20 protein-coding genes are annotated in these 23,562 nt (G+C 59.5%); 7 read left to right on the forward strand and 13 right to left on the reverse strand.

Going from position 1 to position 23,562, the window contains the following annotated elements:
- Nucleotides 1-45 precede the first annotated feature (45 nt).
- Entirely contained in the window at nucleotides 46-804 is a 759-nt protein-coding gene (locus MWU53_RS00795; protein ID WP_247089331.1) for an alpha/beta fold hydrolase, read from the reverse strand.
- A gap of 137 nt (nucleotides 805-941) precedes the next feature.
- Here MWU53_RS00795 and MWU53_RS00800 point away from each other — a divergent pair, with 137 nt between their 5' ends.
- The gene (locus tag MWU53_RS00800) at nucleotides 942-1,295 is read left to right on the forward strand and encodes a hypothetical protein (RefSeq protein ID WP_247089333.1); all 354 of its coding nucleotides are present in this window, start codon (nucleotides 942-944) and stop codon (nucleotides 1,293-1,295) included.
- A 66-nt stretch (nucleotides 1,296-1,361) separates the two neighbouring features.
- Here the strand turns inward: MWU53_RS00800 and glyA are convergent, their stop codons facing one another.
- Nucleotides 1,362-2,654 carry a serine hydroxymethyltransferase gene (glyA, locus tag MWU53_RS00805; RefSeq protein ID WP_247089342.1) on the reverse strand — a complete coding sequence of 431 codons (1,293 nt, stop codon included), beginning with the start codon at nucleotides 2,652-2,654 and terminating at the stop codon, nucleotides 1,362-1,364.
- 168 nt (nucleotides 2,655-2,822) lie between these two features.
- Here glyA and MWU53_RS00810 point away from each other — a divergent pair, with 168 nt between their 5' ends.
- Nucleotides 2,823-3,584, forward strand: coding sequence for an NAD kinase (locus tag MWU53_RS00810; RefSeq protein ID WP_247089344.1), 762 nt, complete (start codon nucleotides 2,823-2,825; stop codon nucleotides 3,582-3,584).
- 49 nt (nucleotides 3,585-3,633) lie between these two features.
- Here MWU53_RS00810 and MWU53_RS00815 read toward each other — a convergent pair whose 3' ends face one another.
- On the reverse strand, nucleotides 3,634-5,517 hold the full coding sequence (locus tag MWU53_RS00815; RefSeq protein ID WP_247089346.1) for a propionyl-CoA synthetase: 1,884 nt from the start codon (nucleotides 5,515-5,517) through the stop codon (nucleotides 3,634-3,636).
- A 227-nt stretch (nucleotides 5,518-5,744) separates the two neighbouring features.
- Complete coding sequence (locus MWU53_RS00820; RefSeq protein WP_247089348.1) at nucleotides 5,745-8,018, reverse strand: NADP-dependent malic enzyme; 2,274 nt, start codon at nucleotides 8,016-8,018, stop codon at nucleotides 5,745-5,747.
- Nucleotides 8,019-8,232: 214 nt separating this feature from the next.
- Between MWU53_RS00820 and cdd the strand changes: the two genes are divergently transcribed.
- From cdd to upp, 4 genes are read left to right on the forward strand one after another with little or no spacing between them, the layout of a single operon-like run.
- Complete coding sequence (gene cdd / locus MWU53_RS00825; protein WP_247089350.1) at nucleotides 8,233-8,625, forward strand: cytidine deaminase; 393 nt, start codon at nucleotides 8,233-8,235, stop codon at nucleotides 8,623-8,625.
- Nucleotides 8,622-9,836, forward strand: a complete 1,215-nt coding sequence (locus tag MWU53_RS00830) for a phosphopentomutase (protein WP_247089352.1) — start codon at nucleotides 8,622-8,624, stop codon at nucleotides 9,834-9,836. Before cdd ends, MWU53_RS00830 begins: the two co-directional genes overlap by 4 nt.
- Nucleotides 9,833-10,825 carry an adenosine deaminase gene (locus tag MWU53_RS00835; RefSeq protein WP_247089354.1) on the forward strand — a complete coding sequence of 331 codons (993 nt, stop codon included), beginning with the start codon at nucleotides 9,833-9,835 and terminating at the stop codon, nucleotides 10,823-10,825. The genes MWU53_RS00830 and MWU53_RS00835 overlap by 4 nt, the downstream gene beginning before the upstream one ends.
- Complete coding sequence (gene upp / locus MWU53_RS00840; protein ID WP_247089357.1) at nucleotides 10,818-11,450, forward strand: uracil phosphoribosyltransferase; 633 nt, start codon at nucleotides 10,818-10,820, stop codon at nucleotides 11,448-11,450. Before MWU53_RS00835 ends, upp begins: the two co-directional genes overlap by 8 nt.
- Nucleotides 11,451-11,507: 57 nt before the next feature.
- On the opposite strand, the gene MWU53_RS00845 is transcribed toward upp, so the two are convergent.
- Nucleotides 11,508-12,524, reverse strand: coding sequence for a hypothetical protein (locus tag MWU53_RS00845; protein WP_247089359.1), 1,017 nt, complete (start codon nucleotides 12,522-12,524; stop codon nucleotides 11,508-11,510).
- 78 nt (nucleotides 12,525-12,602) lie between these two features.
- Entirely contained in the window at nucleotides 12,603-14,234 is a 1,632-nt protein-coding gene (locus MWU53_RS00850) for a long-chain-fatty-acid--CoA ligase (protein ID WP_247089361.1), read from the reverse strand.
- 113 nt (nucleotides 14,235-14,347) lie between these two features.
- Between MWU53_RS00850 and MWU53_RS00855 the strand changes: the two genes are divergently transcribed.
- Nucleotides 14,348-15,253: a DMT family transporter gene (locus MWU53_RS00855; RefSeq protein WP_247089363.1), complete on the forward strand. Its 906-nt coding sequence runs from the start codon at nucleotides 14,348-14,350 to the stop codon at nucleotides 15,251-15,253.
- A 63-nt stretch (nucleotides 15,254-15,316) separates the two neighbouring features.
- On the opposite strand, the gene MWU53_RS00860 is transcribed toward MWU53_RS00855, so the two are convergent.
- The 7 genes from MWU53_RS00860 to MWU53_RS00890 all read right to left on the reverse strand — a co-directional run bounded on the left by MWU53_RS00860 (nucleotide 15,317) and on the right by MWU53_RS00890 (nucleotide 23,555).
- A complete protein-coding gene (locus MWU53_RS00860) occupies nucleotides 15,317-17,521 on the reverse strand; it encodes a 3-hydroxyacyl-CoA dehydrogenase NAD-binding domain-containing protein (protein WP_247089365.1) in 2,205 nt (734 codons plus the stop codon).
- Between the two features lie 12 nt (nucleotides 17,522-17,533).
- Nucleotides 17,534-18,739 (reverse strand): acetyl-CoA C-acetyltransferase, encoded by a 1,206-nt coding sequence (locus tag MWU53_RS00865; protein ID WP_247089367.1) that lies wholly within the window; start codon nucleotides 18,737-18,739, stop codon nucleotides 17,534-17,536.
- 17 nt (nucleotides 18,740-18,756) lie between these two features.
- Nucleotides 18,757-19,392: a glutathione S-transferase family protein gene (locus MWU53_RS00870; protein WP_247089369.1), complete on the reverse strand. Its 636-nt coding sequence runs from the start codon at nucleotides 19,390-19,392 to the stop codon at nucleotides 18,757-18,759.
- Between the two features lie 90 nt (nucleotides 19,393-19,482).
- Nucleotides 19,483-21,258, reverse strand: a complete 1,776-nt coding sequence (locus MWU53_RS00875; protein ID WP_247089371.1) for an acyl-CoA dehydrogenase C-terminal domain-containing protein — start codon at nucleotides 21,256-21,258, stop codon at nucleotides 19,483-19,485.
- 18 nt (nucleotides 21,259-21,276) lie between these two features.
- Nucleotides 21,277-21,666, reverse strand: coding sequence for a MerR family DNA-binding transcriptional regulator (locus MWU53_RS00880; RefSeq protein WP_247089388.1), 390 nt, complete (start codon nucleotides 21,664-21,666; stop codon nucleotides 21,277-21,279).
- A 266-nt stretch (nucleotides 21,667-21,932) separates the two neighbouring features.
- Nucleotides 21,933-22,301, reverse strand: a complete 369-nt coding sequence (locus tag MWU53_RS00885) for a MerR family DNA-binding transcriptional regulator (RefSeq protein WP_247089390.1) — start codon at nucleotides 22,299-22,301, stop codon at nucleotides 21,933-21,935.
- 129 nt (nucleotides 22,302-22,430) lie between these two features.
- The gene (locus MWU53_RS00890; RefSeq protein ID WP_247089392.1) at nucleotides 22,431-23,555 is read right to left on the reverse strand and encodes a putative manganese transporter; all 1,125 of its coding nucleotides are present in this window, start codon (nucleotides 23,553-23,555) and stop codon (nucleotides 22,431-22,433) included.
- Between the last annotated feature and the right edge of the window lie 7 nt (nucleotides 23,556-23,562).

The following is a 23,562-nucleotide window of genomic DNA, read 5'->3' on the forward strand; positions in this document are numbered from 1 at the left end:
ATCCTAAGAAACCCCGCCACGCTGCGGGGTTTTGTCTTTTCCAGACTAGAGATTCAGGAAGCTGCGCGCCGCCGCTTCGAATTCGCGCGGTTTTTCCGCGTGAAGCCAGTGGCCTGCGCCGGGGATCTTGGCCTGTTTGGCAACAGGGAACAGCGCTTTGATCGTGGGGCGGTGTTCGGGTAGGACATAGTCCGAGTTTGCCCCCGCCAGAAACAGCGCAGGTCCATCAAAAGAACCCGAAACATCCGGGAAGCCGACAATCTTGGCCATCTCGGTTTGCAGGATATCCAGATTAAGCCGCCACTTCCGGTCTTTCACGTTCAGGGACTGCAACAGAAACGCCCGGACGGAAGCGTCATCCAGCACTTGCGCCAGCTGGCGATCCGCATCTCCGCGCGTTTTCACAAGGTCCAGATTGATCACGCGCATCGCTTCGATCATGGACTGCTGGCTGTGGCTGTAGGCGATGGGGGCGATATCCGCGACCAGAAGCTTGTTCACCAGCGCCGCGTCCTGCAGCGCCAGAATCATCGAGGCTTTCCCGCCCATCGAATGCCCGATCACGTCGGCCTCTCCACCAATATGACGGATCACCTGCGCAAGGTCGTCCGCCATGTCGTGATAGCTTTGCGTGTCATACCACGGGCTTTCGCCATGATTGCGCATATCTACGGACACCACGCGCCGTTCATTTGACAGGCGTTTGGCAATGACGTTCCAATTGCGCCCCGAGCCAAAAAGCCCGTGCACGATCAGGATTGGCGGGCGGGAGGTGTCGTCCCCGAATGTCTGCATCGTAAGCATACGTTCTGATAGCCTGACGGGCGCTTGGATTGAACCCGGAATTGACGATAGGCCGGTTTGGGCTTCCGAATACCCCTTGGTTGAAGCTATGGTTGTGACAGTGGCGACCGGAAATATCGAGGATTAAGTTGGATATCGTGGCGCGTACAGATCGGCTGGCCCAACTGCTTGAAGAGCGGCTGGACGTTCGCGGCAAGGGGTTTGACGCGAAGCTGCGCAGGGCAGGGCGCCTTCTGCCGCGCCATTTGCGCATGAAAGGGCAAATGCTGGTCGATGCCACCACCCGCGCCGATCATCCCCGACTACTGCGCCAGTTGGACGAAGCCGCGCTGGATTTGGCGGCGGCGGATTTGGAACGCTATCTGCTGAGCATCGACCCGTGGGAGCGCCGCAAGGGGATTGCGGTCAATCTGAGTGCAGGGCTGATGTTCAACCTTCTGGTTTTGGTATCTCTGGTTGTCGGCTTTTTGATGTGGCGCGGATTTCTGTGACATCGCAATAAAAAACGCCCCCGTTTCCGGGGGCGCTTGATCAGTTCAACTCTGTTCCCTGTGAGATTACAGGTTCGGGTACAGCGGGAAACGGGCGCAGAGCGCGGCCACTTTTTCGCGCACCGAAGCTTCCACTTCGGCGTTGCTGTCCGGGCCGTTGGCGGCCAGACCGTCTACGACTTCGATGATCAGGTCAGCGATCTCGCGGAACTCGGCTTCGCCGAAGCCACGGGTGGTGCCGGCAGGCGTACCCAGACGGATGCCCGAGGTCACGGTGGGCTTTTCCGGGTCAAACGGGATGCCGTTCTTGTTGGTGGTGATGTGGGCACGGCCCAGGGCGGCGTCCACGATGTTGCCGGTCACGCCTTTGGGGCGCAGGTCCACCAGCAGAACGTGGGTGTCGGTGCCGCCGGTGACGATATCCAGACCACCTTTGATCAGCTGATCGGCCAAGGCCACGGCGTTTGCACGCACGGCTTTCTGGTAGGCTTTGAACTCGGGGCGCAGCGCTTCTCCGAAGGCAGCTGCCTTACCGGCGATCACGTGCATCAGAGGACCACCTTGGATGCCCGGGAAGATGGCCGAGTTCACCTTTTTCGCGATATCCGCGTCGTTGGTGACGATCATACCACCGCGCGGACCGCGCAGGGTCTTGTGGGTGGTGGTGGTGGCCACGTGGGCGTGTGGGAACGGCGAGGGATGCTCGCCAGCTGCGATCAGGCCTGCGATGTGGGCCATGTCGACCATCAGGTAAGCGCCAACCGAATCTGCGATCTCGCGGAAGCGGGCAAAGTCAATCTGACGCGGGATGGCCGAGCCACCAGCGATGATCAGGGCGGGCTTGTGCTCGGTCGCCAGTTCTTGGATCTGGTCATAGTCGATGCGGCTGTCTTCGCGCTTCACACCATAGTGGATCGCATTGAACCACTTGCCCGACTGGTTCGGACGGGCGCCGTGGGTCAGGTGACCACCAGCCGACAGGTCCATACCCAGAATGGTGTCGCCGGGCTTGATCAGCGCTTGGAACACACCTTGGTTCGCCTGCGAACCCGAGTTCGGCTGAACGTTGGCAAACTCACAGCCGAACAATTCCTTGGCGCGGTCGATGGCCAGGTTTTCGGCCACGTCTACGTATTGGCAACCGCCGTAGTAACGACGTCCGGGATAACCTTCAGCGTATTTGTTGGTCAGAACCGAGCCCTGAGCCTCCATCACGGCGGCGGAAACGATGTTCTCCGATGCAATCAGCTCGATCTCGTCGCGCTGACGGCCCAGTTCATTGGTGATCGAGCCCCACAGCTCGGGGTCGCGAGTCGCGAGGGATTCGGTAAAGAAACCTTGGTCACGGGTGGCAGTCATGCGCGTTTTCCTTCAATTAAGGTCCGATTTCTCGATTTCCTATCGGAAACATTACCCGTCGCAAAGACCAGAAAGCGACGCGGCGACGGAAAGACGCGGCATTATCTGGTGATTTGTGGAAACATGTGATTGTTTCGGAAACGAAGACCGCCAATCGGGACATTTAGCATGAGTCGAAAAATCGCGTTCCTTGCCAGTGATACGACCATCGCGCAGGCAGCACTTGACGAACTGGTGTCGCGCTATGGGAATGTCGCCGAGGATCAGGCCGACATTATTGTCGCACTTGGCGGCGACGGGTTCATGCTGCACACGCTCCACAATACGCAGCATCTTCCGGCGCCCGTTTATGGCATGAACTGCGGCACTGTTGGTTTCTTGATGAACGAATACGCGCCTGATGGGCTGATCGACCGTCTGATTGTCGCGGAAGAAGAGGTGATCAACCCGCTGTCGATGCGCGCGGAAAGCGCCGACGGCCAGGTGCACGAGGCGCTGGCGATCAATGAGGTCAGCCTGCTGCGTGCCGGCCCCCAAGCCGCGAAGCTTCAGATCAGCGTCGATGGGCGTGTGCGTTTGGATGAACTGGTCTGCGATGGGGCGCTTCTGTGTACGCCCGCTGGATCAACCGCCTATAACTATTCCGCCCACGGGCCGATTCTGCCAATTGGGTCGGACGTGCTGGCGCTGACAGCCATGGCAGCGTTCCGCCCGCGCCGCTGGCGTGGGGCGCTTCTGCCGAAAAATGCCGTGGTGCGCTTTGATGTGCTGCAGCCCGACAAACGCCCCGTGATGGCCGATGCGGACAGCCGGTCCGTGCCGAACGTCGTCTCGGTTGAAATCCGGTCCTGCGGGGATATCGCACATCGGATCTTGTTTGATCCCGGACATGGGCTTGAGGAACGCCTGATCCGCGAACAGTTCGTCTAATAAAAAAACGCCCCCGAAATCGGGGGCGTTTCTTTTTATCAGGCCTGACTTAGTAGCCGAGCGAGGCCAGCGCGTCCTTGATTTCGTCCAGAATGGCCGGATCGTCGATGGTTGCAGGCATCTTGTATTCCTTGCCGTCCGCAATCGACACCATAGTCGCGCGCAGGATCTTGCCCGAGCGCGTCTTGGGCAGGCGATCCACGACAACGCACAGCTTGAAGGCAGCAACCGGGCCGATTTTCTCGCGCACCAGCTTGACGCATTCGGCGGTGATCTCTTCATCCGGGCGATCAGTGCCAGCGTTCAGGCAGACCATGCCAAGCGGCAGCTGGCCTTTCAGCTGGTCGGTCACGCCGATCACGGCACATTCGGCCACGTCAGGGTGCGAGGCCAGAACCTCTTCCATCGCGCCGGTCGACAGGCGGTGGCCTGCCACGTTGATCACGTCATCGGTGCGCGCCATGATGTAGACATAGCCGTCTTCATCAATGTAACCCGCGTCGCCAGTTTCGTAATAGCCGGGGAAGGTGTTCAGATAGCTTTTCTTAAAGCGCTCTTCCGCGTTCCAAAGGGTCGGCAGCGTGCCCGGGGGCAGGGGAAGCTTGATGGCAATCGCGCCCAGCTCGCCAGCCGGCATCGGGTGTCCGCCTTCGTCAAGGATCTGCACGTCAAAGCCGGGCATCGGAACCGAGGGCGAGCCCAGTTTGATCGGCAGTTCTTCGATACCAATCGGGTTGGCGGCAATGGCGAAGCCGGTTTCGGTCTGCCACCAATGGTCCACGACGGGCACCTTCAGCTGATCCTGCGCCCAGACGATGGTGTCGGGATCGGCGCGTTCGCCAGCCAGATAAACCTGCTTCAGGCAGCTCAGGTCGTATTTCTTCACGAACTCGCCTTTGGGATCTTCGCGCTTCACGGCGCGGAAGGCAGTGGGGGCAGTGAAGAAGGACTTCACGTTGTGCTCGCTGATCACACGCCAGAAGGTGCCGGCGTCGGGCGTGCCCACGGGTTTACCTTCAAAGACGATGGTCGTGTTGCCGTGTACCAGCGGACCATAGGTAATGTACGAGTGGCCAACGACCCAACCCACGTCGGATGCAGCCCAGAACACATCGCCGGGATCGACGTTATACAGGTTCTTCATGGTCCAGTTCAGGGCCACAAGATGTCCGCCGGTGTGGCGGATGACGCCCTTCGGCTGACCCGTGGTGCCCGAAGTGTACAGGATATAGGCAGGGTGGTTGCCCTCGACCGGTACACAGGCTGCAGGGGCGGCGTTGGCTTCCATCTCGGCCCAATCGAAATCACGACCGTCGATCAGCTCGGCAGGATGCTCTTCACGCTGGAAGATCAGGGTGAAGTCGGGCTTGTGCTCGGCCAGATCAATGGCGCCATCCAGCAGCGGCTTATAGGCAACCACGCGACCGGGCTCTAGCCCGCAGGACGCAGCAATAATGGCTTTGGGCTTGGCATCGTTGATGCGCACGGCCAGTTCGTTCGAGGCAAAACCGCCAAACACGACCGAGTGCACCGCGCCAATACGGGTGACAGCCAGCATGGCGATCAGGGCTTCGGTGACCATCGGCATATAGATGATGACGCGGTCGCCTTTGGTGACACCTTTTTCGACCAGAGCACCGGCGACTTTCTCGACCCGCGATTTCAGTTCGGCATAAGTGGTTTTCGACTGACGGCCGGTGATCGGGCTGTCATAGATGATGGCTACCTGATCAGCGCGCCCATTTTCAACGTGGCGGTCTACTGCGTTGTAGCAGGTGTTGACCATCCCGTCCGAGAACCACTCATAAATCGGGGCGTTTCCGTCAAAGAGCGCCTTGGTGGGGGCCTTGTCCCAGCTGATGGCTTGGGCTGCGTCCATCCAGAACTGTTCTGGGTTCGCTTGCCACGCCGCGTAAACGTCTTTGTATGCCATAGTGCACATCCTCCAGTTTCCCTTGTAGAATGTGTTACGCCCCTACGACCTATCCGGGCAAGAACCGTGTTGAACGTAGCGTCACAATATCGCGGAAAATTTGCAGGGTGGTGGAAAATCGCCTGCAAATTTTTGCAAACCCCTGTCTTTTTAGGGGTCTGAGTTTGAAAAAGGCAAGATTTGCAAAATTGCAAACCTCGCCTTGCAAAGTTTTCGCAGGGAATCGTTTAGCCGTAATGTGCTACCGGTGTCCCGGCGATGGCCGACATGTTCAAAAGTCCGCGTGCGGTGATTGAGGGCGTTACGATATGGGCACGGTTGCCCATGCCCATCAGGATCGGGCCAACCTCAAGCCCGCCACCTTTCACTTTCAGCGTGTTGCGTACCGCACTGGCTGCATCCGCGTTGGCAAAGACCAATACGTTCGCTGGGCCATCAAAACGGGCGGCTGGGAACAGGCGGCGACGCACCTCGGGATCAAGGGCCGCGTCCACGTGCATTTCGCCTTCATAGGCAAAGTCGCGCGGGGCAGCGTCGAGGATGCTAAGTGCACCACGCGCACGCGCGCCGCTGTCTCCGCCGTGATTGCCGAATTGCGAATACGAACACACTGCGATTTTCGGCTCGACACCAAATCGGCGCACATGTCGCGCTGCGGCGCAAACGGTTTCGGCGATCTGTTCGGCGCTGGGCGTGTTGTGCACATGGGTGTCAGCAATGAACAGCGGACCGTCCTGCAGGATCATCAGGCTCAGCGCACCGACGGGGTGCAGTTCGTTATTGCCCAAGATTTGCTGGATATAATTCAGGTGCCACAAATACTGTCCGAACGTACCCGCAATCAAGCTGTCTGCATGACCCAGATGCACCATGATGCCACCGATAGCGGTGGTGTTCGTGCGCATGATCGCCTTGGCCAGATCAGGCGTCACGCCCTTGCGGGCCATCAGCTCGTGATAAGCGCCCCAATACTCGCGATACCGTTTGTCGCGCTCGGGGTTTACGACCTCGAAATCGCGTCCCGGAATTATGGATAGGCCAGCACGTTCAGCGCGGCGGGCGATCACGTCCGGGCGGCCAATCAGGATCGGCGCGTCGGTGGTTTCCTCGATCATCGCGTTGGCGGCGCGCAACACGCGCTCGTCCTCGCCCTCGGCAAAGACGATGCGGCGTTCCGCGGTGGCGGCGGCTTCGAAAACCGGGCGCATGATCAGCGCAGATTTGAAGACCGAGCCATCCAGTTTCGCCTTATAGGCATCCAGATCCTCGACCGGGCGCGTGGCCACGCCACTGTCCATCGCGGCCTTGGCAACGGCGCTGGCGACAACGCCCATAAGGCGTGGGTCGAATGGTTTGGGAATCAGATAGTCTTCGCCAAAGGTCAGCTGTTCGCCCTTATAGGCCGCGGCGGCTTCAGCCGATGTCGTAGCACGGGCAAGGGCCGCGATCCCTTCGATGCAACCCAGCTGCATGGCGTCGTTGATCTCGGTTGCGCCAACATCCAAAGCCCCCCGGAAGATGAAGGGGAAGCAGAGTACGTTGTTGACCTGGTTGGGGAAATCCGAGCGGCCGGTGGCGATGATCGCATTCGGAGCAACCTTGCGCACCTCGTCCGGCATGATTTCCGGCGTAGGGTTGGCAAGGGCGAAAACGATCGGGCGGTCGGCCATCTTGGCCACCATTTCGGGCTTCAGAACGCCGGGACCGGACAGGCCAAGGAACAGGTCCGCGCCTGCAATCACATCATCCAGGCTTGCTGGGCTGCCGCCCTGCGCGTACGCGGCCTTCTGGGGTGTCATCTCTTTCACGCGACCTTCATAGACGAGGCCTTCGATATCGCAGAGCCAGACGTTCTCGCGCTTGACGCCGAGCTTCAGAAGCATGTTCAGGCAGGCAATGCCTGCTGCCCCGCCACCGGTCGAGACGACCTTGATATCCTCGAAGGATTTCCCTGTCACCTTCAGCGCATTGGTGGCTGCGGCCCCCACCACGATGGCGGTTCCGTGCTGATCGTCGTGAAAGACTGGAATGTTCATCCGCTCGCGACAAATTTGTTCAACGATGAAACAATCGGGTGCTTTAATGTCTTCTAAGTTGATCGCGCCAAAGCTTGGCTCCATCGCACAGACGATGTCGGCCAGCTTTTCCGGATCAGATTCGTTCAGCTCGATATCGAAGCAATCGATGTTGGCGAACTTCTTAAAGAGAACCGCCTTGCCTTCCATCACGGGCTTCGAGGCCAACGCCCCGATATTGCCCAACCCCAATACGGCGGACCCGTTCGAGACCACAGCAACCAGATTGCCGCGCGCCGTATAACGACTTGCTACGGAAGGATCTTTTGCGATCTCGACGCAGGCTTCAGCCACGCCTGGTGAGTAAGCAAGGCTTAGGTCGCGCCCGTTCGCCATCGGCTTGGTTGCGCGGATTTCAAGCTTTCCGGGCTGTGGAAATTCGTGATAATCCAGCGCGCGTTTGCGCAGATAGCTGTCTTCGGACATCGAGGCCTCCCAAGGTTTAGTGTGGATAGTTTAACTTTAAACTACCTTCCCTTCGACACTCCGATACACCAGTGACGCAAGGGCAATCAAGTCTGCATTGCGTAGATTAGCATGGCAATCCCTTGCGACCAGCCCCTTGATGCACGGATTGCGCTTGCATCCGAGAATGTGGAGGTTCAGGGTTGCTGGATAGATTTTTTTGCAGGAGCGGATCATGTCGCTGTTGGAAGCTGCCAAGGCCGTGCGCGAAAATGCGCATGCCCCATATTCGAACTTCAAGGTCGGCGCTGCCCTACGCACAAGCGCGGGCGTGGTGCATGTCGGATGCAATGTCGAGAATATCGCCTATCCGGAAGGAACCTGTGCAGAAGCGGGCGCAATTGCTGCCATGTGTGCAGCGGGAGAGCGCGAGATCGCTGAAGCTTTGGTGATCGCGGACGCGCCTTTGCCGGTGACGCCATGCGGTGGGTGTCGTCAGAAACTGGCCGAGTTCTCGGGGCCGGATGTGAAAATCACCATGATGACCACGGGCGGCGAAAGCCTGACCATGACCATGGCTGAACTTCTACCCGGTGCCTTTGGTGCCGCGCATATGGAGAACACATGACCCGCGCCTTTCTGATTGTGCTGGACAGCGTCGGCTGCGGCGGTGCCCTCGACGCGCATAAGTTCTTCAACGACAAGACCGTGCCGGACACGGGTGCCAACACCTTGGCCCATATCGCGCAAGCCTGCGCCGAAGGACGCGCAGAAGAGGGGCGCTCGGGACCGCTTTCCTTGCCAAATCTGGATGCTCTGGGGTTGGGGGCGGCGGTTCGTCTGGCCTCGGGCGACGACACTCCTGGACTTGAGGCCACACCCTCTGGGCTGTGGGGCGCAGCGCAGGAGGTGTCGCCGGGCAAGGATACCCCCACCGGGCATTGGGAAATTGCGGGCGTACCGCTGCCGTGGGACTGGGGCTATTTCCCGGACGCCATACCAACCTTCCCTGCAAACCTGACCGCCGCCATCTGTGAAGCAGCGGATGTAGACGGCATTCTGGGCGACAAACATGCGTCGGGTACGGCGGTGCTGGATGAACTAGGGGCCGAGCACATCCGCACGGGGCGCCCAATCGTCTATACTTCGGTCGATAGTGTCGTTCAGATCGCGGCACATGAAGAGCATTTCGGTCTGGAGCGTCTCTATGCGCTGTGTCAGGCGGTTGCGCCAATGGTGCATGACATGCGCGTCGGCCGTGTCATCGCGCGCCCCTTTGTGGGATCGGAAGCCGAAGGGTTCACCCGCACCACCAACCGTCGCGACTATGCGATGACCCCGCCAAAGCCGACCCTGTGTGACTGGGTGACGGATGCGGGCGGAAAGGTACATGCCATTGGAAAGATCGGCGATATCTTTGCTCATCGCGGGATCACCTCTGTTCATAAAGGGGCGGATGCGGACCTGATGGAGCATCTGGTGACCTCGTTCGACAATGCGCAGGACGGCGATCTGGTTTTCGCTAATTTCGTCGAGTTTGACGCGATCTATGGTCACCGTCGCGATATCTCGGGCTATGCGCGTGCACTGGAATGGTTCGACACTCAGGTGCCCCGTCTGATGGACATGATGCGCGACGGAGATCTGGTTCTGTTCACCGCGGATCACGGCAACGATCCTAGCTGGGTCGGCACTGATCACACCCGTGAACGCGTGCCAGTCGTTGCCGCTGGGTTTGGCACGCGCGAAATTGGGCTTGTCGGGTTTTCGGATATTGGTGCATCGGTCGCGGCCCATCTTGGGCTGGACACGCGCGGGGCAGGAGGGTCGTTTCTATGAGTTTCAATGAACTGAAAAAGGTCGAACTGCACCTGCATATCGAGGGTGCAGCGCCGCCCGCGTTTATCCGGTCCCTTGCAAAGGAAAAGTCCGTCGATCTGTCGGGGATCTTCACCGAAGATGGCGGCTATGCCTATCGCGATTTCGGGCATTTCCTTGAAGTATACGAGGCCGCGACCTCGGTCTTGACGGGCCCCGAGGAGTTCCACCGCCTGACCAAGGCCGTCTTGGAAGCCTGTGCCGAAAAGGGCGTGGTCTATGCCGAAACCTTCCTGTCTCCGGATTTCTGCGGTGGGCGGGATGTGGTGGCGTGGAAGGATTACCTTGCCGCCATTCAAGACGCCGCCGACGAGGCAGAACGCGACATGGGCATCACCCTGCGCGGGATTGCCACCTGCATCCGCCATTTCGGCCCGGAATTCGCCCGCGAAACCGCGCTTTGTGCTCAGGAAACGGCCGGTGGTTTTCTGACGGGCTTTGGAATGGGCGGGGACGAAAAATCTGGCAGTCAGGGCGACTTTGCCTATGCCTATGACATGGCACGCGAGGCGGGGTTGCGTCTGACCACCCATGCGGGCGAGTGGAATGGACCCGAGGAGGTGCGCGCCGCTCTGGATGACCTGAAAGTTGAACGCATTGGTCACGGCGTGCGTGCGATCGAGGATCTGGCGCTGGTGGATCGGTTGGCCGAAGACGGTGTAACGCTTGAAGTCTGCCCCGGTTCGAACGTGTTTCTGGGCGTGTATTCAAATCTTTCCGCCCATCCCATCGCAAAGCTGCGCGAACGCGGGGTGAATGTCACCGTATCGACCGACGACCCTCCGTTCTTCCGGACGGATATGAACAAGGAATACGAAGACCTATCGCGTCAGTTCGGCTGGACGGAAGAGGACTTTCGCGACCTGAACGTGGTTGCCATTGACGCGGCTTTCTGCGACGAGGCGACCCGCACCCGCATCCGCAAAGAATTGGAGACGCAAGATGTATGATCACCTGACCATTGTTGATCACCCCCTGATTCAGCACAAGCTGACCTTGATGCGGGATGAAGCCACGCCCACCAGCCTGTTCCGCCAACTTCTGCGCGAGATCAGCCAGCTTCTTGCATACGAGATCACGCGCGAACTGCCGATGACGACGAAAACCATCACCACGCCGATGCAAGAGATGGACGCGCCGACCCTGGCGGGCCGCAAGCTGGCGCTGGTGTCGATCCTGCGCGCTGGTAACGGTCTTCTGGACGGTGTGCTGGAGCTGATCCCCTCGGCGCGCGTGGGCTTTGTTGGCCTGTACCGTGATGAGGAAACGCTGGAGCCGGTCGAATATTACTTCAAGGTGCCCGAGCATATGGACGAGCGTCTGGTGATCGCAGTGGACCCGATGCTGGCCACGGGCAACAGCTCGGTTGCGGCGATTGATATGCTGAAAAAATCGGGTGCGAAGAACATTCGCTTCCTGTGCCTGTTGGCCGCCCCGGAAGGTGTTGCGCGCATGAAAGAGGCACACCCCGATGTGCCGATCATCACGGCCTCGCTGGATGAGAAGCTGAACGAAAAGGGCTATATCGTGCCGGGTCTGGGTGACGCGGGCGACCGGATGTTCGGCACCAAGTAAAACACGCGGCGATCGCTGTGTACCGGACGCCCGTCTTGCAATCAGACGGGCGTTTTTTTATTCGCCGCAGACGCCCTGCAATCTGACCCAATCGTCATCGGATAGAAGGGGCTGGGCGCTGCCTTCGGGTACCGGATCTGCCTCGATCAGCTCGAGCGTTGTTTCGCCTGTCAGGTCCAAAGCATAGGCATAGGGCGTTGCACTGACGCCTTGTGCATTGAAGCGCTCAAGAAGCGCTGTGGCTGGCACCTCGGATTGCGGCGTGGTCAGAAGATCTTCTGCATATTGATCTATCGCTTCCGCGGGTAGGTGCCCGGTCGTCAAAAGCTGCACCGTTCCGCGCAGGCCAACATGGTCCAGAAGCGGCAATATCGGATCTGTGCTATCGCGACGCAGTTCCTCGGCCATCAGGAACCCCACCAGTACGTCTGGATGTTCGAAATCTTCAATTAGGGCGCGGTTCAGAAGTGTGATATTTCCCGGCAAATGCTGGGTTGTCTGCACGGCGCCGGACAGCACGACAACGCGCAGGTCTGAATTGCCGGTCGTTGTTCGGGCCAGCCGGGTCAACACCGCACGTCCCTCGCGCCCACGGCATTCCTGCCCGGTGATGCGTCCGATCCGGGTCAAGATCTGCTGCCCAATCGCGGCGCGTGTGGGTTCGGGCACAACCGAGACCGTATAGCTGCGCAGCGCACCGGGCAGCCAGAAGACCGCGAGCAGCAGCAATGAAGCCAGCACACCGGCCGTCACCCAGTGCCGCAGCCGACCGGGATGGGGACGACGACGCTCGATCAGTTTGCGCACCTTTTCAAGCGCGCGGATCATGTCTTCGTCTTCGGTCTCCAGCTCTTCGGTGGCATCATGGCCGGGACGGAAAATCGCGGGACGCTCGCCGGGATTGACGCGCTGGATCGCGGGTAGGGACCAGTGGTTCAGAACGTTCTCGCGCATGTCCGAGATCGTCAGCGTCGCATTCCCAAGAGACAACAGGACATCCACCCTTTGCGCCCCTTCTTCGGGACGCCAAAGGGCCGTGGCCTCAAGCCGGTCATATTTGGTCAGGGCCGTCATAATGGGACGGGGCTTTCTGCTCGTTTTTGATTGCGCACAGAATAGCGCCAACCGTCCGGCCCGGCAATCGGAACCGCCTTAGTCGCCCGAGCGCGCCCAATCGCGAAGCTGGAACTTTTGGATTTTTCCCGTCGAGGTTTTGGGAAGCTCACAGAACTCAATCCGCTTTGGCGTCTTGAACCCGGCCAGACGTTCGCGGGCGAAGGCGATCAGGTCCGCCTCACTGACATCGCTACCATCCTTCAGCTCGACATAAGCGCAGGGGATTTCGCCCCATTTGTCATCGGGCTTGGCGACCACGGCACACAGACTGACCGCAGGGTGGTGCATCAACACGCCCTCGACCTCGACCGAACTGACGTTCTCGCCGCCCGAAATGATGATGTCTTTCGAGCGGTCGGTGATCTTGATGTACCCGTCCGGCGTCTGATAGGCGACGTCGCCCGAGTGGAAATAGCCACCCTGAAACGCCTCGGCCGTGGCCTCGGGGTTCTTCAGATAACCTTTCATGACCGAGTTGCCGCGGATCATGATCTCGCCCGTGGTTTCGCCATCCATCGGCACTTGGGCCATGGTCTCGTCCAGAACGGTGATGTCTTCCATTTGCGGGAAGGCGACGCCGGTGCGCGCCTTGATCGCGGCGCGCTCTACTTGCGGAAGATCGTCCCATTCGGGACCGTTCCACAGGCATTCGGTCACGTGACCGTAGGTTTCGGTCAGGCCGTAGACCTGCGTGACGTTGAAGCCCAAGGGCTCGATTGCGGCCAAGGTCGCGGCTGCGGGCGGGGCGCCTGCGGTAAATACCTCGACCACGTGATCGAAGCTGCGGCGGTCGGCGTCAGGGGCGTTGACCATCATGTTCAGCACGATCGGTGCACCGCCAAAATGGGTCACACCCTCATCCGCGATGGCATCATAGATCGCCTTCGCCGTGATCGTGCGACAACACACAACGGTCCCGCCCAGCACCGGCATCATCCAAGTGTGGTTCCAGTTGTTGCAGTGAAACAGGGGAACGATGGTCAGGTAACGCGGATACAGCTGCATGTTCCAGCTGATCGGCGTGCCCATCGTCATCAGATAGGCGCCGCGGTGGTGATAGACCACACCTTTGGGCCGCCCGGTGGTGCCCGAGGTATAGTTCAGCGCAAGGCTTTCCCATTCGTCCTGAGGCATGATCCAGTCGAAATTCGGATCTCCGCTCTCCAACAGATCCTCGTATTCAAGATAGCGACCGGTTGCCGGGAAACCCGCGTCGGGCGCGGCGACCTCAATGATTTCGGGGGCACTGCCGTCCATCTGTTCAAGCGCGGCTTCTGCCAAGGGCACCAGCTCGCTATCGACCAGCACAGCCTTGGCTGCACCATGCCCGAAAATGTAGGCGACCGTATCCACATCCAGCCGCGTATTGATCGTGTTCAGGATGGCGCCACAGGCCGGGATGCCAAAGCTGGCTTCGACATGGGCCAAAGTGTTGTGCAAAAGCGTGCCGACGACGTCACCGGGTCGTATCCCACGCGCGGCAAGCGCCGAGGCCAAACGGCTGACCCGTCCATGATAGTCGCGATAGGTCAGGCGGCGATTGCCATCAATCACGGCCTCGCGGTTGGGAAATACCTTTGCGGCACGCTGAAGATGTGAAAGCGGGGTCAACGGCACAAAGTTTGCCGCACATTTATCCAACCCGCGTTCGTCTGCCATCCAACCCATTCTCACTCCTCCCAAAGCGATGTGTTTTCTTAACCTGTGTCGTTTTCCGAGTGGACCCCAGTGTTGCCCCATGGTCAATGGCTCTGAGAGGCTTTTCGAGTAAGGAAAACGACATGGCGACGGACAGACCCTTGGCGGCGGCAGGATTCATCTTTGCCGCAATGTTCTTTCTGGGGTTCTTCGACAACCTTGTGCGCCAAATCGCACCTGAACTCGGGTTATGGCAATTCCATTTGATGCGGACCGTGATGGCCTTTGGGTTGTTCGCGTTGATGTCCCTGTCTGATCGCGTCCGGTTGCGCCCAATTCGGGCCTGGGCGGTGATGGTGCGCGGAGGTCTGGCCGCCCTTGCGATGCTGTTTTACTTTGGCGGGCTGGGTTTTTTGCCAGTAGGGCAGGTGGCTTCGGGGCTGTTTACCGCACCCATCTGGGTGATGCTGATATCGGCCCTGTTCTTTGGAAAACCCATCGGATTCACGCGGATGGGGGCCGCGCTGGTGGGCTTCGTCGGAGTGGTGATCGTGCTGGACCCGTTCAGTGAAGGCATCCGCCCTGCGGTCGTCGTGCCAATGGCGGCGGGGTTCTTCTATGCGCTGGGCGCCATTGCGACGCGCCAATGGTGCGAGGGGGAATCAGCCCTGTCCATGCTGGCGGCGTTCTTCCTGTGCTTGGGCGTGTTTGGTGCGATTGGCACGGTTATTATGACGGTCTGGCCGCACGAGGTGCCATCGGGCGCGGATGGGTTCATCCTGCGCGGCGTCGTCTGGCCAAGCGGCTGGGCGCTGTTCATCACCTTCTTGCAGGCATTCGGGTCTATTCTTGGGGTTGGGCTGTTATTCCGCGGCTATCAACTGGGCGATCCGGCGCAGGTGGCGATCTATGAGTATTCGCTTCTGGGGTTCGCCGCAGCGTGGAGCTTTGTCTTGTATGGCGACCGATTGGGGTCGAGCGCGGTGTTGGGTATGGTGTTGATCGTGGTGTCGGGCGTCGTCATCACGCTGCGGTCGCGCAAAAGCTAACTGGACAGTTTTCAAAAGAAACGGCCCGGAAAATCCGGGCCGTTTGGTGTTTAAAGGTCTGGATCAGGCTGCGTCTTGGGCGCTGTCGAAGCGGCCATAGAAGGTCTGGCCTTTGTCCGCCAGATCCCGCAGCAGGGCTGGCGTGGTGAAGCGTGCACCGTGGGCCTCGGTCAGGTCATCGCAGATCCGGGCGGCATTGCCTGCGCCGATCATGTCCAGCCAGCTGAACGGACCGCCCGACCACGGGGCAAAGCCCCATGCCAGGATCGCGCCGACGTCGCCTTCGCGGATGTCTTCCAGCACGCCTTCTTCCAACGCACGGACGGCTTCCAGAACCTGGCTCATCATCAGGCGATGCTTCACCTCGGTCAGGTCGGGCTGATCATCTGCCAGCGGGAACTTGTCGCCAAGTCCTTCCCACAAACCGGTGCGTTTGCCCTTCTCGTCGTAGTCATAGAAGCCCGCGTTCGACTTGCGGCCCATGCGGCCTTCGTCGGCCATCCAGAAAATGATTTCGTCGACGGCGTCATCCGGATAATCCGCGCCCATCGCCGCTTTGGTGGCCTTGGCGATTTTTACACCCAACTCGATCGAGGTCTCATCCACCAGTTGCAGCGGTCCAACAGGGAAGCCCAGCAGACGTGCGGCCCCTTCGACCAGCGCGGGCGACACGCCCTCACCAACCATGCGCATCCCTTCGTTGATGTAAGGAATGATGCAGCGGTTGCAGTAGAAGAAGCGCGCGTCGTTCACCACGATCGGCGTCTTGCGGATCTGGCGCACATAGTCGAGCGCTTTGGCCACGGCACGGCCACCGGTTTCTTTGCCCTTGATGATCTCGACCAGCATCATGCGTTCAACAGGGCTGAAGAAGTGGATGCCGATGAACTGATCAGGGCGTTTGGATGCCTTGGCCAGCTCGGTGATCGGCAGGGTCGAGGTGTTGGTGGCATAGATGCAATCAGGGCCAACCACGGCCTCGACCTTCTTGGTCATCTCGGCCTTCACGCCCACGTCTTCAAAGACCGCTTCGATAATCAGGTCAGCACCCTTCAGTGCTTCCAGATCGGTCGTCGCGGTGATCGCTGACAGAACGGCCTCTTTCTTCTCGGGCGTGGCTTTCTTGCGGGCGATGCCCTTGTCCAAGTAGCCCTCGGAGTACGCCTTGCCGCGATCGGCAGCCTCTTGCGTCTGGTCGATCAGAACGACTTCCATGCCAGCCATGGCGGAGACCAGCGCGATGCCGGCGCCCATCATGCCTGCGCCCAGAACGCCGACCTTCTTGACCGACTGGTCATCGACGTCTTTCGGACGCACCGCACCTTTTTCCAAGGCTTGCTTGTTGATGAAGAGCGACCGGATCATAGCCGAGGACGACGGGTTCATCAGCACGTTCACGAACCAGCGGCATTCCACACGCAGCGCGTCGTCGAACGGCACCATTGCGCCTTCATAGACAGCCGCCAGCAAGGCTTTCGCCGCCGGATAAACGCCATTGGTCTTGCCATGGATCATCGCAGCCGCGCCCACGAAGGTCTGGAAACCCGCCGGGTGGTACGGTGCACCGCCGGGCATTTTATAGCCCTTGGCATCCCACGGTTTCACGATGTCCGCGTCGGTGGCGTTCAGAACCCATTCTTTCGCGCGGGCTTGTAGTTCATCCGCGGGAACAACCTCGTCAATCAGGCCAGTGGCCTTGGCTTTGGCCGGGGCCACAGTCTTGCCTTCCAGCAGGAACGGAGCCGCCGCCATCGCGCCCATCTTGCGCACAAGGCGGGTGGTGCCGCCTGCGCCGGGGAAGATGCCGACCATGATTTCCGGCAGGCCGATCTTGGCCTTGGGGTTGTCCGCCGCGATGATGTGGTGACAGGCCAGTGGGATTTCCAGACCGATGCCAAGCGCGATGCCGGGCAGGGCGGCGACAATCGGTTTGCCGCCTTTGTTGGTCTTGGGGTCCATGCCCGCGCGCTCGATCTTACGAAGCGCGCCGTGCATCGTCATAATGCCGTCAAACAGACCTTTCGCCGGGTTGTCGCCCGCGTCGGATTTCATCTGAGCGATCACGTTCAGGTCCATTCCCCCCGCGAAGTCTTTCTTCGCCGAGGTGATGATCGCACCCTTCACATTGTCATCGGACAAAACGGTGTCGACATGCGCATTGAGTTCTTCAAGCGCCGCATAAGACAGCACGTTCATGCTTTTGCCGGGGACATCCCAAGCGATGGTAGCGACGCCATCGGCGTCCACGGAATAGTGAAAATCAGCCATGATTACGTCTCCTTACACGCGTTCCAGAATGGTGGCGGCGCCCATGCCCGAGCCGATGCAAAGCGTGGCCAGACCGGTTTCCTTGTCCGAGCGCTCCATTTCGTCGAGCAACGCGCCAAGGATCATCGCGCCGGTACCGCCCAGCGGGTGACCCATGGCAATCGCGCCGCCATTGACGTTCACCTTGTTGGTGTCGGCGTCAAAGGCTTGGATGAAGCGCAGCACGACGGATGCGAAGGCTTCGTTGACTTCGAACAGGTCGATGTCGCTGAAGTTCATCCCGGCGGCTTGCAGTACACGCTCGGTGGCAGGAACGGGGCCAGTCAGCATAATGGTCGGATCTGTGCCGACTTTCGACGTCGCTTTGATGCGCGCGCGGGGCTTCAGGCCGTGACGCTCGCCGAACTCTTTGTTGCCGATCAGGATCGCAGCCGAACCATCCGCGATACCGGACGAGTTACCAGCGTGGTGGACGTGGTTGATCTTTTCCAGATGCGGATATTTCAGCAAGGCCACGGCATCAAAGCCCGGCATTGCCTCGCCCATCGCTTTGAACGAGGGGTTCAGGCCGCCCAGCGTCTGCATGGTGGTTTCGCGGATCATCTCGTCTTCGGCCATCACGGTCAGGCCGTTCTGATCGATAACGGGGATGATCGACTTGAAACGGCCTTCCGCACGGGCGGCGGCGGCGCGTTTCTGGCTTTCGACCGCATAGGCGTCGCAGTCATCGCGGCTGAAACCGTATTCAGTCGCAATGATGTCTGCCGAAATACCTTGCGGAACGAAATAGGCCTTCATCGCCAGATGCGGGTCGGCAGCAATCGCGCCCCCGTCCATGCCCATCGGCACGCGGCTCATGCTTTCCACACCACCCGCGATATAGGCGTCACCCGCCCCACCACGCACTTGGTTGGCGGCCATGTTCACAGCTTCCAGCCCCGAGGCGCAGAAACGGTTGATCGAGACACCGGGGATGCGCTCGTCCAGATCAGAGTACAGCACGGCCGAGCGCGCCAGACAGGCACCTTGCTCACCCACCTGGGTGACGTTGCCCCAGATCACGTCCTCGACCGCATGGCCGTCCAGATTGTTGCGCTCTTTCAAAGCATTAAGCGCAACAGAAGACAGACGCACCGAGGTCACTTCGTGCAGGGTGCCGTCTTTTTTGCCCTTGCCGCGCGGGGTGCGCACGGCGTCATAAATATAGGCGTCGTTCATCATTGATCCTTTCGAAATCATGCGCGGTCGGCGGGCGATCCGGGCATCAGGTCATAGGGGTGTTTCCAGCCGGGCGTTTCGGAAATCCGGGTCAGCCAGGCGTCTATTGCGGGCCATTCGGCGCGGTCGAAGCCGAAGGGTTCGGGATAAAACAGGTAGCCGCAGCACGAGATGTCAGCGATCGTGATCCCGTCGCCAACCAGCCAGTCGCGGGTCGACAGTTCGGCCTCCAGCGTTTTGTAGGCACCTTTCAGGCGGCCTTTGTTGAAGGCAATCACCTCGGCGGGGCGTTTGTCTTCGGGCAGGAAGTTCATCAGGAAACGGGTCATGCCAGCCATCGAGGACATCTTGTGATTGTCCCAGAACTGCCAGCGCAGAATCTCGCGGCGTTCTTCGGCGCTGCGTCCCCCCAGCTTGCCGGATTTCGACGTCACATAGTCCTGAATGGCACCGGATTGCGACAAGGTTACATTGCCATCCACCATCACCGGAACTTCACCCATGGGGTTGATCTCGCGGTATTCTGGGCTGCGGGTTTCGCCACCGAAGAAGTCGACAAAGACCGGTTCCCACTCCAGCCCGGACAATTCCAGCGCCAAAGCGGCCTTATAGGCGTTTCCGCTTTCTCCGAAGCAGTAAAGTTTGATGGTCATGGCGGCCTCCCCGGCGCTTTGTTGGTGTGAACTGTGCGCCCTGCGCATGATGCTGCAGGGGGCGCACAGAAGAGTGTCAGCGGGCCAGGGTCAGAACTGATCTGCCTCCAGCGCCATCACCGTGTCCGCGCCGCTTTCGATCCGTGCAAGATGCATCGACGTGGCGGGCAGGCGGCGTGCCATATAGTAGCGCGCGGTGGTCAGCTTGGTCTCATAGAACGTCGCGTCGCCTTCTCCAGTTTCCAGAGCGTCCAATGCGGCGCGTGCCTGACGGGCCCACATGAAGCCAAGGCAGACATGGCCGAAAAGGTGCATGAAGTCATACGACCCAGCCAGCGCATGGTTCGGGTTTTTCATGCCGTTTTGCATGAAGAACATGGCCGAGGTCTGAAGGTGCTTGGAGGCGGTCTTTAGCGGTTCGATGAAGTCTTTCATCGCCTCGTCGTCGCCCTGTTCCTTGCAGTAGGACTTGATCATCTCGAAGAACGCCATGATCGGCTTGCCACCATCTGCAGCCAGCTTACGGCCCACAAGGTCCAGCGCCTGAACGCCATTGGCACCTTCATAGATCTGAGTGATCCGGGCATCGCGCGTAAATTGGCTCATCCCGTGTTCTTCAATATAGCCGTGGCCGCCATAAATCTGCTGCGCCAGAACGGTCATGTCATAGCCCTGATCGGTCAGGAAACCTTTCAGAACCGGGGTCATCAAGCTGATCAGCCCATCCGCGTCCTTGTCTTCCGAGCGATGTGCTTGGTCAATCAGTTGCGCCCCCCAAAGAAGGAATGCACGCGCACCTTCACAGAAGCTTTTCTGATCCATCAGTGAACGTCGAATGTCTGGGTGTACAATCAGCGGATCTGCGGGGCCATCGGGGTTCTTCACGCCGGTCACGTCGCGGCCTTGCAGTCGGTCCTTGGCATAGATGACGGCGTTCTGATATGCGGCTTCCGCCTGTGCCAGACCTTGCATTGCCACGCCCAGACGGGCCTCGTTCATCATGGTGAACATGGCGCGCATGCCTTTGTGCAGATCGCCCAGCAGGTACCCCGTTGCCTCGTCGTAGTTCATGACGCAGGTCGAGTTGCCGTGGATGCCCATCTTCTTCTCGATATTGCCGACCGACACGCCGTTGCGCGACCCAACCGAGCCATCGTCGTTCACGTTGAACTTTGGCACGATGAACAGCGACACGCCCTTGATGCCCTCGGGGCCGCCAGGGATTTTCGCCAACACAAGGTGAATGACGTTGTCCGACATGTCGTGATCACCGGCCGAGATGAAGATCTTCTGGCCCGAAACTTTGTACGAGCCATCGTCTTGCGGTTCAGCTTTGGTGCGCATCAGGCCCAGATCGGTGCCGCAATGCGGCTCCGTCAGGTTCATGGTGCCGGTCCATTCGCAGCTGACCATCTTGGGCAGATAGGTCGCTTTCTGTTCGTCCGTACCGTGCGCCAGAATGGCCGAGGCTGCGCCGTGGGTCAGACCTTGATACATGGTGAACGCCTGGTTGGCGGACGAAAACAGCTCGCCCACGGCAGTACCCAGAATGACGGGCATATTCTGGCCGCCGAATTCTTCCGGCATATCCAGCCCGGTCCATCCGCCTTCTTTCACCTGTTCGAACGCGTCCTTGAACCCGGTCGGGGTGTAGACGATGCCGTTCTCAAGTCGGCAGCCTTCCTGATCGCCGACGGTGTTCAAAGGGGCCAGCACCTCGCCCGCAAGTTTTCCGGCTTCTTCCAAAACCGCGCTGGTGAAGTCACGTTCCAGGTCCCCGTATCCGGGAATGTCCGATTGTTCGGCCTTCAGCACATTGTGCAGAAGAAAGGCCATGTCTTGGGTGGGCGCAGTATAGCTGGGCATGTCAGGCGTCCTTTCCGGTCAGCTGTTTTCGTCGAACGAGGCGATTTTCGCTTGGCCCCATTCCAGTTGTTCGGTCAGATCATTGATGGCTTCATCCAGTTCCTCGCGCTGACGCTTGAGGTCTTCAAGATGTCCTTCGGCCACTTCGACAGTGCGGACCAGCTGTGTTTGTTGCTGGTCGCCCATGTCATAGAGGTCCAAAAGTTGGCGGATCTCTTCCAGTGCAAAGCCAAAGCGCTTGCCGCGCAGGATGAGTTTCAGCCGCGCGCGGTCACGTTTGGTGAACAGGCGCTTCTGGCCTTCCCGGATCGGGGAAAGCAGTTCCTTAGCCTCGTAAAACCGCAGCGTCCGCGCGGTGACGTCGAACGCATCGCACATCTGGCGAATGGTCATAAGATCGTCGGTCATTCGATACTCCATACATTTCCGACACTGGCCACTGATCTGACCAGTTCCGTCTACATTATATGTTGACGTTTACGTAAATGTAACGTGACGTCGCGTCTTTTCTTGTCGTGGCGTAAAGCCTGATTTCTTTGGGGAATGGCAAAGGGCTGATTTTCAAATGAAAATCAGTTTCCCTAGGGGCAGATGTTTTTTTTGGGGTTCTGGCGTCGGGGCTGACCCAAGGGCAAAGAATGCGTGTTCGGCGCCGCCGAATCGCGGATCGAAAGTCAGCTTAGCCCGTCGGCCACATCGTCACGTAGCTTCTGAAGGTCGGATATGCTGTCGGCCAGCTCTTCATATTGCGCACGAAGCGTCGACAATTGTCGGTCCGCCAGTTCGACCCATGCGCGATTCTGCGCGTCGGTGCCCATTTCATCATAGATCAAAAGCCACTGGCGCAGCTCTTCCAGGGAAAATCCGAAACGGCGCCCGCGCAGAATCAGTGTCATCCGAGCAACTTCGCGCGGCGTATAAAAGCGCGACCGGCCTTCCTTTTCAGGGGTCAGAAGCTCGATATACTCGTAATAGCGCAGGGTACGTGGTGTGACATCGAACTTTGCGCACATTTCTTTGAATGTCAGGCGGTCGTCGGACATAGCGCTCCCCTCGGTTTCACTTCGGACTACCGTAAAGGACTGCACTGGCTGGTGCAATTCAGTAGAACCACGCGGTTGACGAGGAAATTGGTGGTCGAGGTTGGGGCCGATGTACGGCCCCAACTGGCATCAGTTCATAAAGCCCGGCGCAAGAATATAGAACGCATAGGCGATGATCACCGCAGGGATCGTTGAATAGAGCGTCGCAACAATCGCGGCTTTCGGGTTCAAAGCGATTGCCGGGAACAAGGCGTCGCCGTCGTTCGACACAGCGTTGCCCATCAGCGCTGCGAACGGAATGATTCCGTTCAGATACAGCGTCGTAACCAGAACTTGCGGCCCACAGCCAGGGATCAGGCCAATCAGAACGCCCATCAGGGGAAGAAGCGGTGCGATCGATTGGAACAGAAGCTCCAGATCCAGTCCGCCAAACTCGGCCACATAGTCATAGGCCAGATAGGCCCCAATCACCCAGACCGAGATAAAGCTGGTTTCTTCCGCCATGCGGGTCAGGGGGCTGTCCTTGGCATTCGTCATGGCCGACACTTTTGACGTCGCCCAAATGCTTAGGCCAAGGAAAGTGCCGACAAGTGCAATCCACAGGATGGGCAGGCCGAAGATGTGGCTGACCTCGATCTGTGCCAGTTGCAGGGCACCAACGTAAAGGCCGGGAATGGCAAGCAGCAGATAGGCCACGTCCTGAGGGCGGGTTCTGCCGATCAGCGGGGCAAGTTCGCAGCTGGCCAGAGTCGAGGCGCGATATTCCACCGTGTGGAAACGGTCCACGATCCAGCCTGACAGGATGCCGATGGCAAAGGACAATGGCAGTACGACGGCGGCGGCGTCTGGACGGGTGGCCAACAGAAGGAAGGCCGCATCCCCCATGGTCGCGGTCAGTGTGGCGACCACTGCGCCGAACCCTACATGGCCCGAACTATACGCCGCGACCACAACGACAGCACCGCCGCAGCCAGGGGTGGCCCCCAGCATTGCGGCCAGAGGCACCTGTGCGCCTTTGGCGTTCGACAGAACCTCGCCGATATCGAACTTGAACAGTCGCTCGGCCCCGTAGAACAGAAGTAACGTTGCGGCAACAAAAACCGAGACCTGCACATAGGCGTCGGTCATCAGTCCGCGGGTCAGCTCGCCCAGTTGGCCAGGCGCTATGGCGAGTGCAAGCATGATGGCCAACACCAGTAGGCGTTTGGGGCGTCGTACACCGAAGGGTGTGGCGATGGTTGTGGCGTCGGTCATATCGGCA

This window comes from Aliiroseovarius sp. S1123, from assembly GCF_023015885.1.
Lineage (GTDB): Bacteria > Pseudomonadota > Alphaproteobacteria > Rhodobacterales > Rhodobacteraceae > Aliiroseovarius.

What these genes read in the sequence shown, in the direction of transcription:
- MWU53_RS00795 (WP_247089331.1), bottom strand. Translation starts at nt 804, where the DNA reads ATGCTTACGATGCAGACATTCGGGGACGACACCTCCCGCCCGCCAATC.
- glyA (WP_247089342.1), bottom strand. Translation starts at nt 2,654, where the DNA reads ATGACTGCCACCCGTGACCAAGGTTTCTTTACCGAATCCCTCGCGACT.
- MWU53_RS00810 (WP_247089344.1), top strand. Translation starts at nt 2,823, where the DNA reads ATGAGTCGAAAAATCGCGTTCCTTGCCAGTGATACGACCATCGCGCAG.
- MWU53_RS00815 (WP_247089346.1), bottom strand. Translation starts at nt 5,517, where the DNA reads ATGGCATACAAAGACGTTTACGCGGCGTGGCAAGCGAACCCAGAACAG.
- MWU53_RS00820 (WP_247089348.1), bottom strand. Translation starts at nt 8,018, where the DNA reads ATGTCCGAAGACAGCTATCTGCGCAAACGCGCGCTGGATTATCACGAA.
- cdd (WP_247089350.1), top strand. Translation starts at nt 8,233, where the DNA reads ATGTCGCTGTTGGAAGCTGCCAAGGCCGTGCGCGAAAATGCGCATGCC.
- MWU53_RS00830 (WP_247089352.1), top strand. Translation starts at nt 8,622, where the DNA reads ATGACCCGCGCCTTTCTGATTGTGCTGGACAGCGTCGGCTGCGGCGGT.
- MWU53_RS00835 (WP_247089354.1), top strand. Translation starts at nt 9,833, where the DNA reads ATGAGTTTCAATGAACTGAAAAAGGTCGAACTGCACCTGCATATCGAG.
- upp (WP_247089357.1), top strand. Translation starts at nt 10,818, where the DNA reads ATGTATGATCACCTGACCATTGTTGATCACCCCCTGATTCAGCACAAG.
- MWU53_RS00845 (WP_247089359.1), bottom strand. Translation starts at nt 12,524, where the DNA reads ATGACGGCCCTGACCAAATATGACCGGCTTGAGGCCACGGCCCTTTGG.
- MWU53_RS00850 (WP_247089361.1), bottom strand. Translation starts at nt 14,234, where the DNA reads ATGGGTTGGATGGCAGACGAACGCGGGTTGGATAAATGTGCGGCAAAC.
- MWU53_RS00855 (WP_247089363.1), top strand. Translation starts at nt 14,348, where the DNA reads ATGGCGACGGACAGACCCTTGGCGGCGGCAGGATTCATCTTTGCCGCA.
- MWU53_RS00860 (WP_247089365.1), bottom strand. Translation starts at nt 17,521, where the DNA reads ATGGCTGATTTTCACTATTCCGTGGACGCCGATGGCGTCGCTACCATC.
- MWU53_RS00865 (WP_247089367.1), bottom strand. Translation starts at nt 18,739, where the DNA reads ATGAACGACGCCTATATTTATGACGCCGTGCGCACCCCGCGCGGCAAG.
- MWU53_RS00870 (WP_247089369.1), bottom strand. Translation starts at nt 19,392, where the DNA reads ATGACCATCAAACTTTACTGCTTCGGAGAAAGCGGAAACGCCTATAAG.
- MWU53_RS00875 (WP_247089371.1), bottom strand. Translation starts at nt 21,258, where the DNA reads ATGCCCAGCTATACTGCGCCCACCCAAGACATGGCCTTTCTTCTGCAC.
- MWU53_RS00880 (WP_247089388.1), bottom strand. Translation starts at nt 21,666, where the DNA reads ATGACCGACGATCTTATGACCATTCGCCAGATGTGCGATGCGTTCGAC.
- MWU53_RS00885 (WP_247089390.1), bottom strand. Translation starts at nt 22,301, where the DNA reads ATGTCCGACGACCGCCTGACATTCAAAGAAATGTGCGCAAAGTTCGAT.
- MWU53_RS00890 (WP_247089392.1), bottom strand. Translation starts at nt 23,555, where the DNA reads ATGACCGACGCCACAACCATCGCCACACCCTTCGGTGTACGACGCCCC.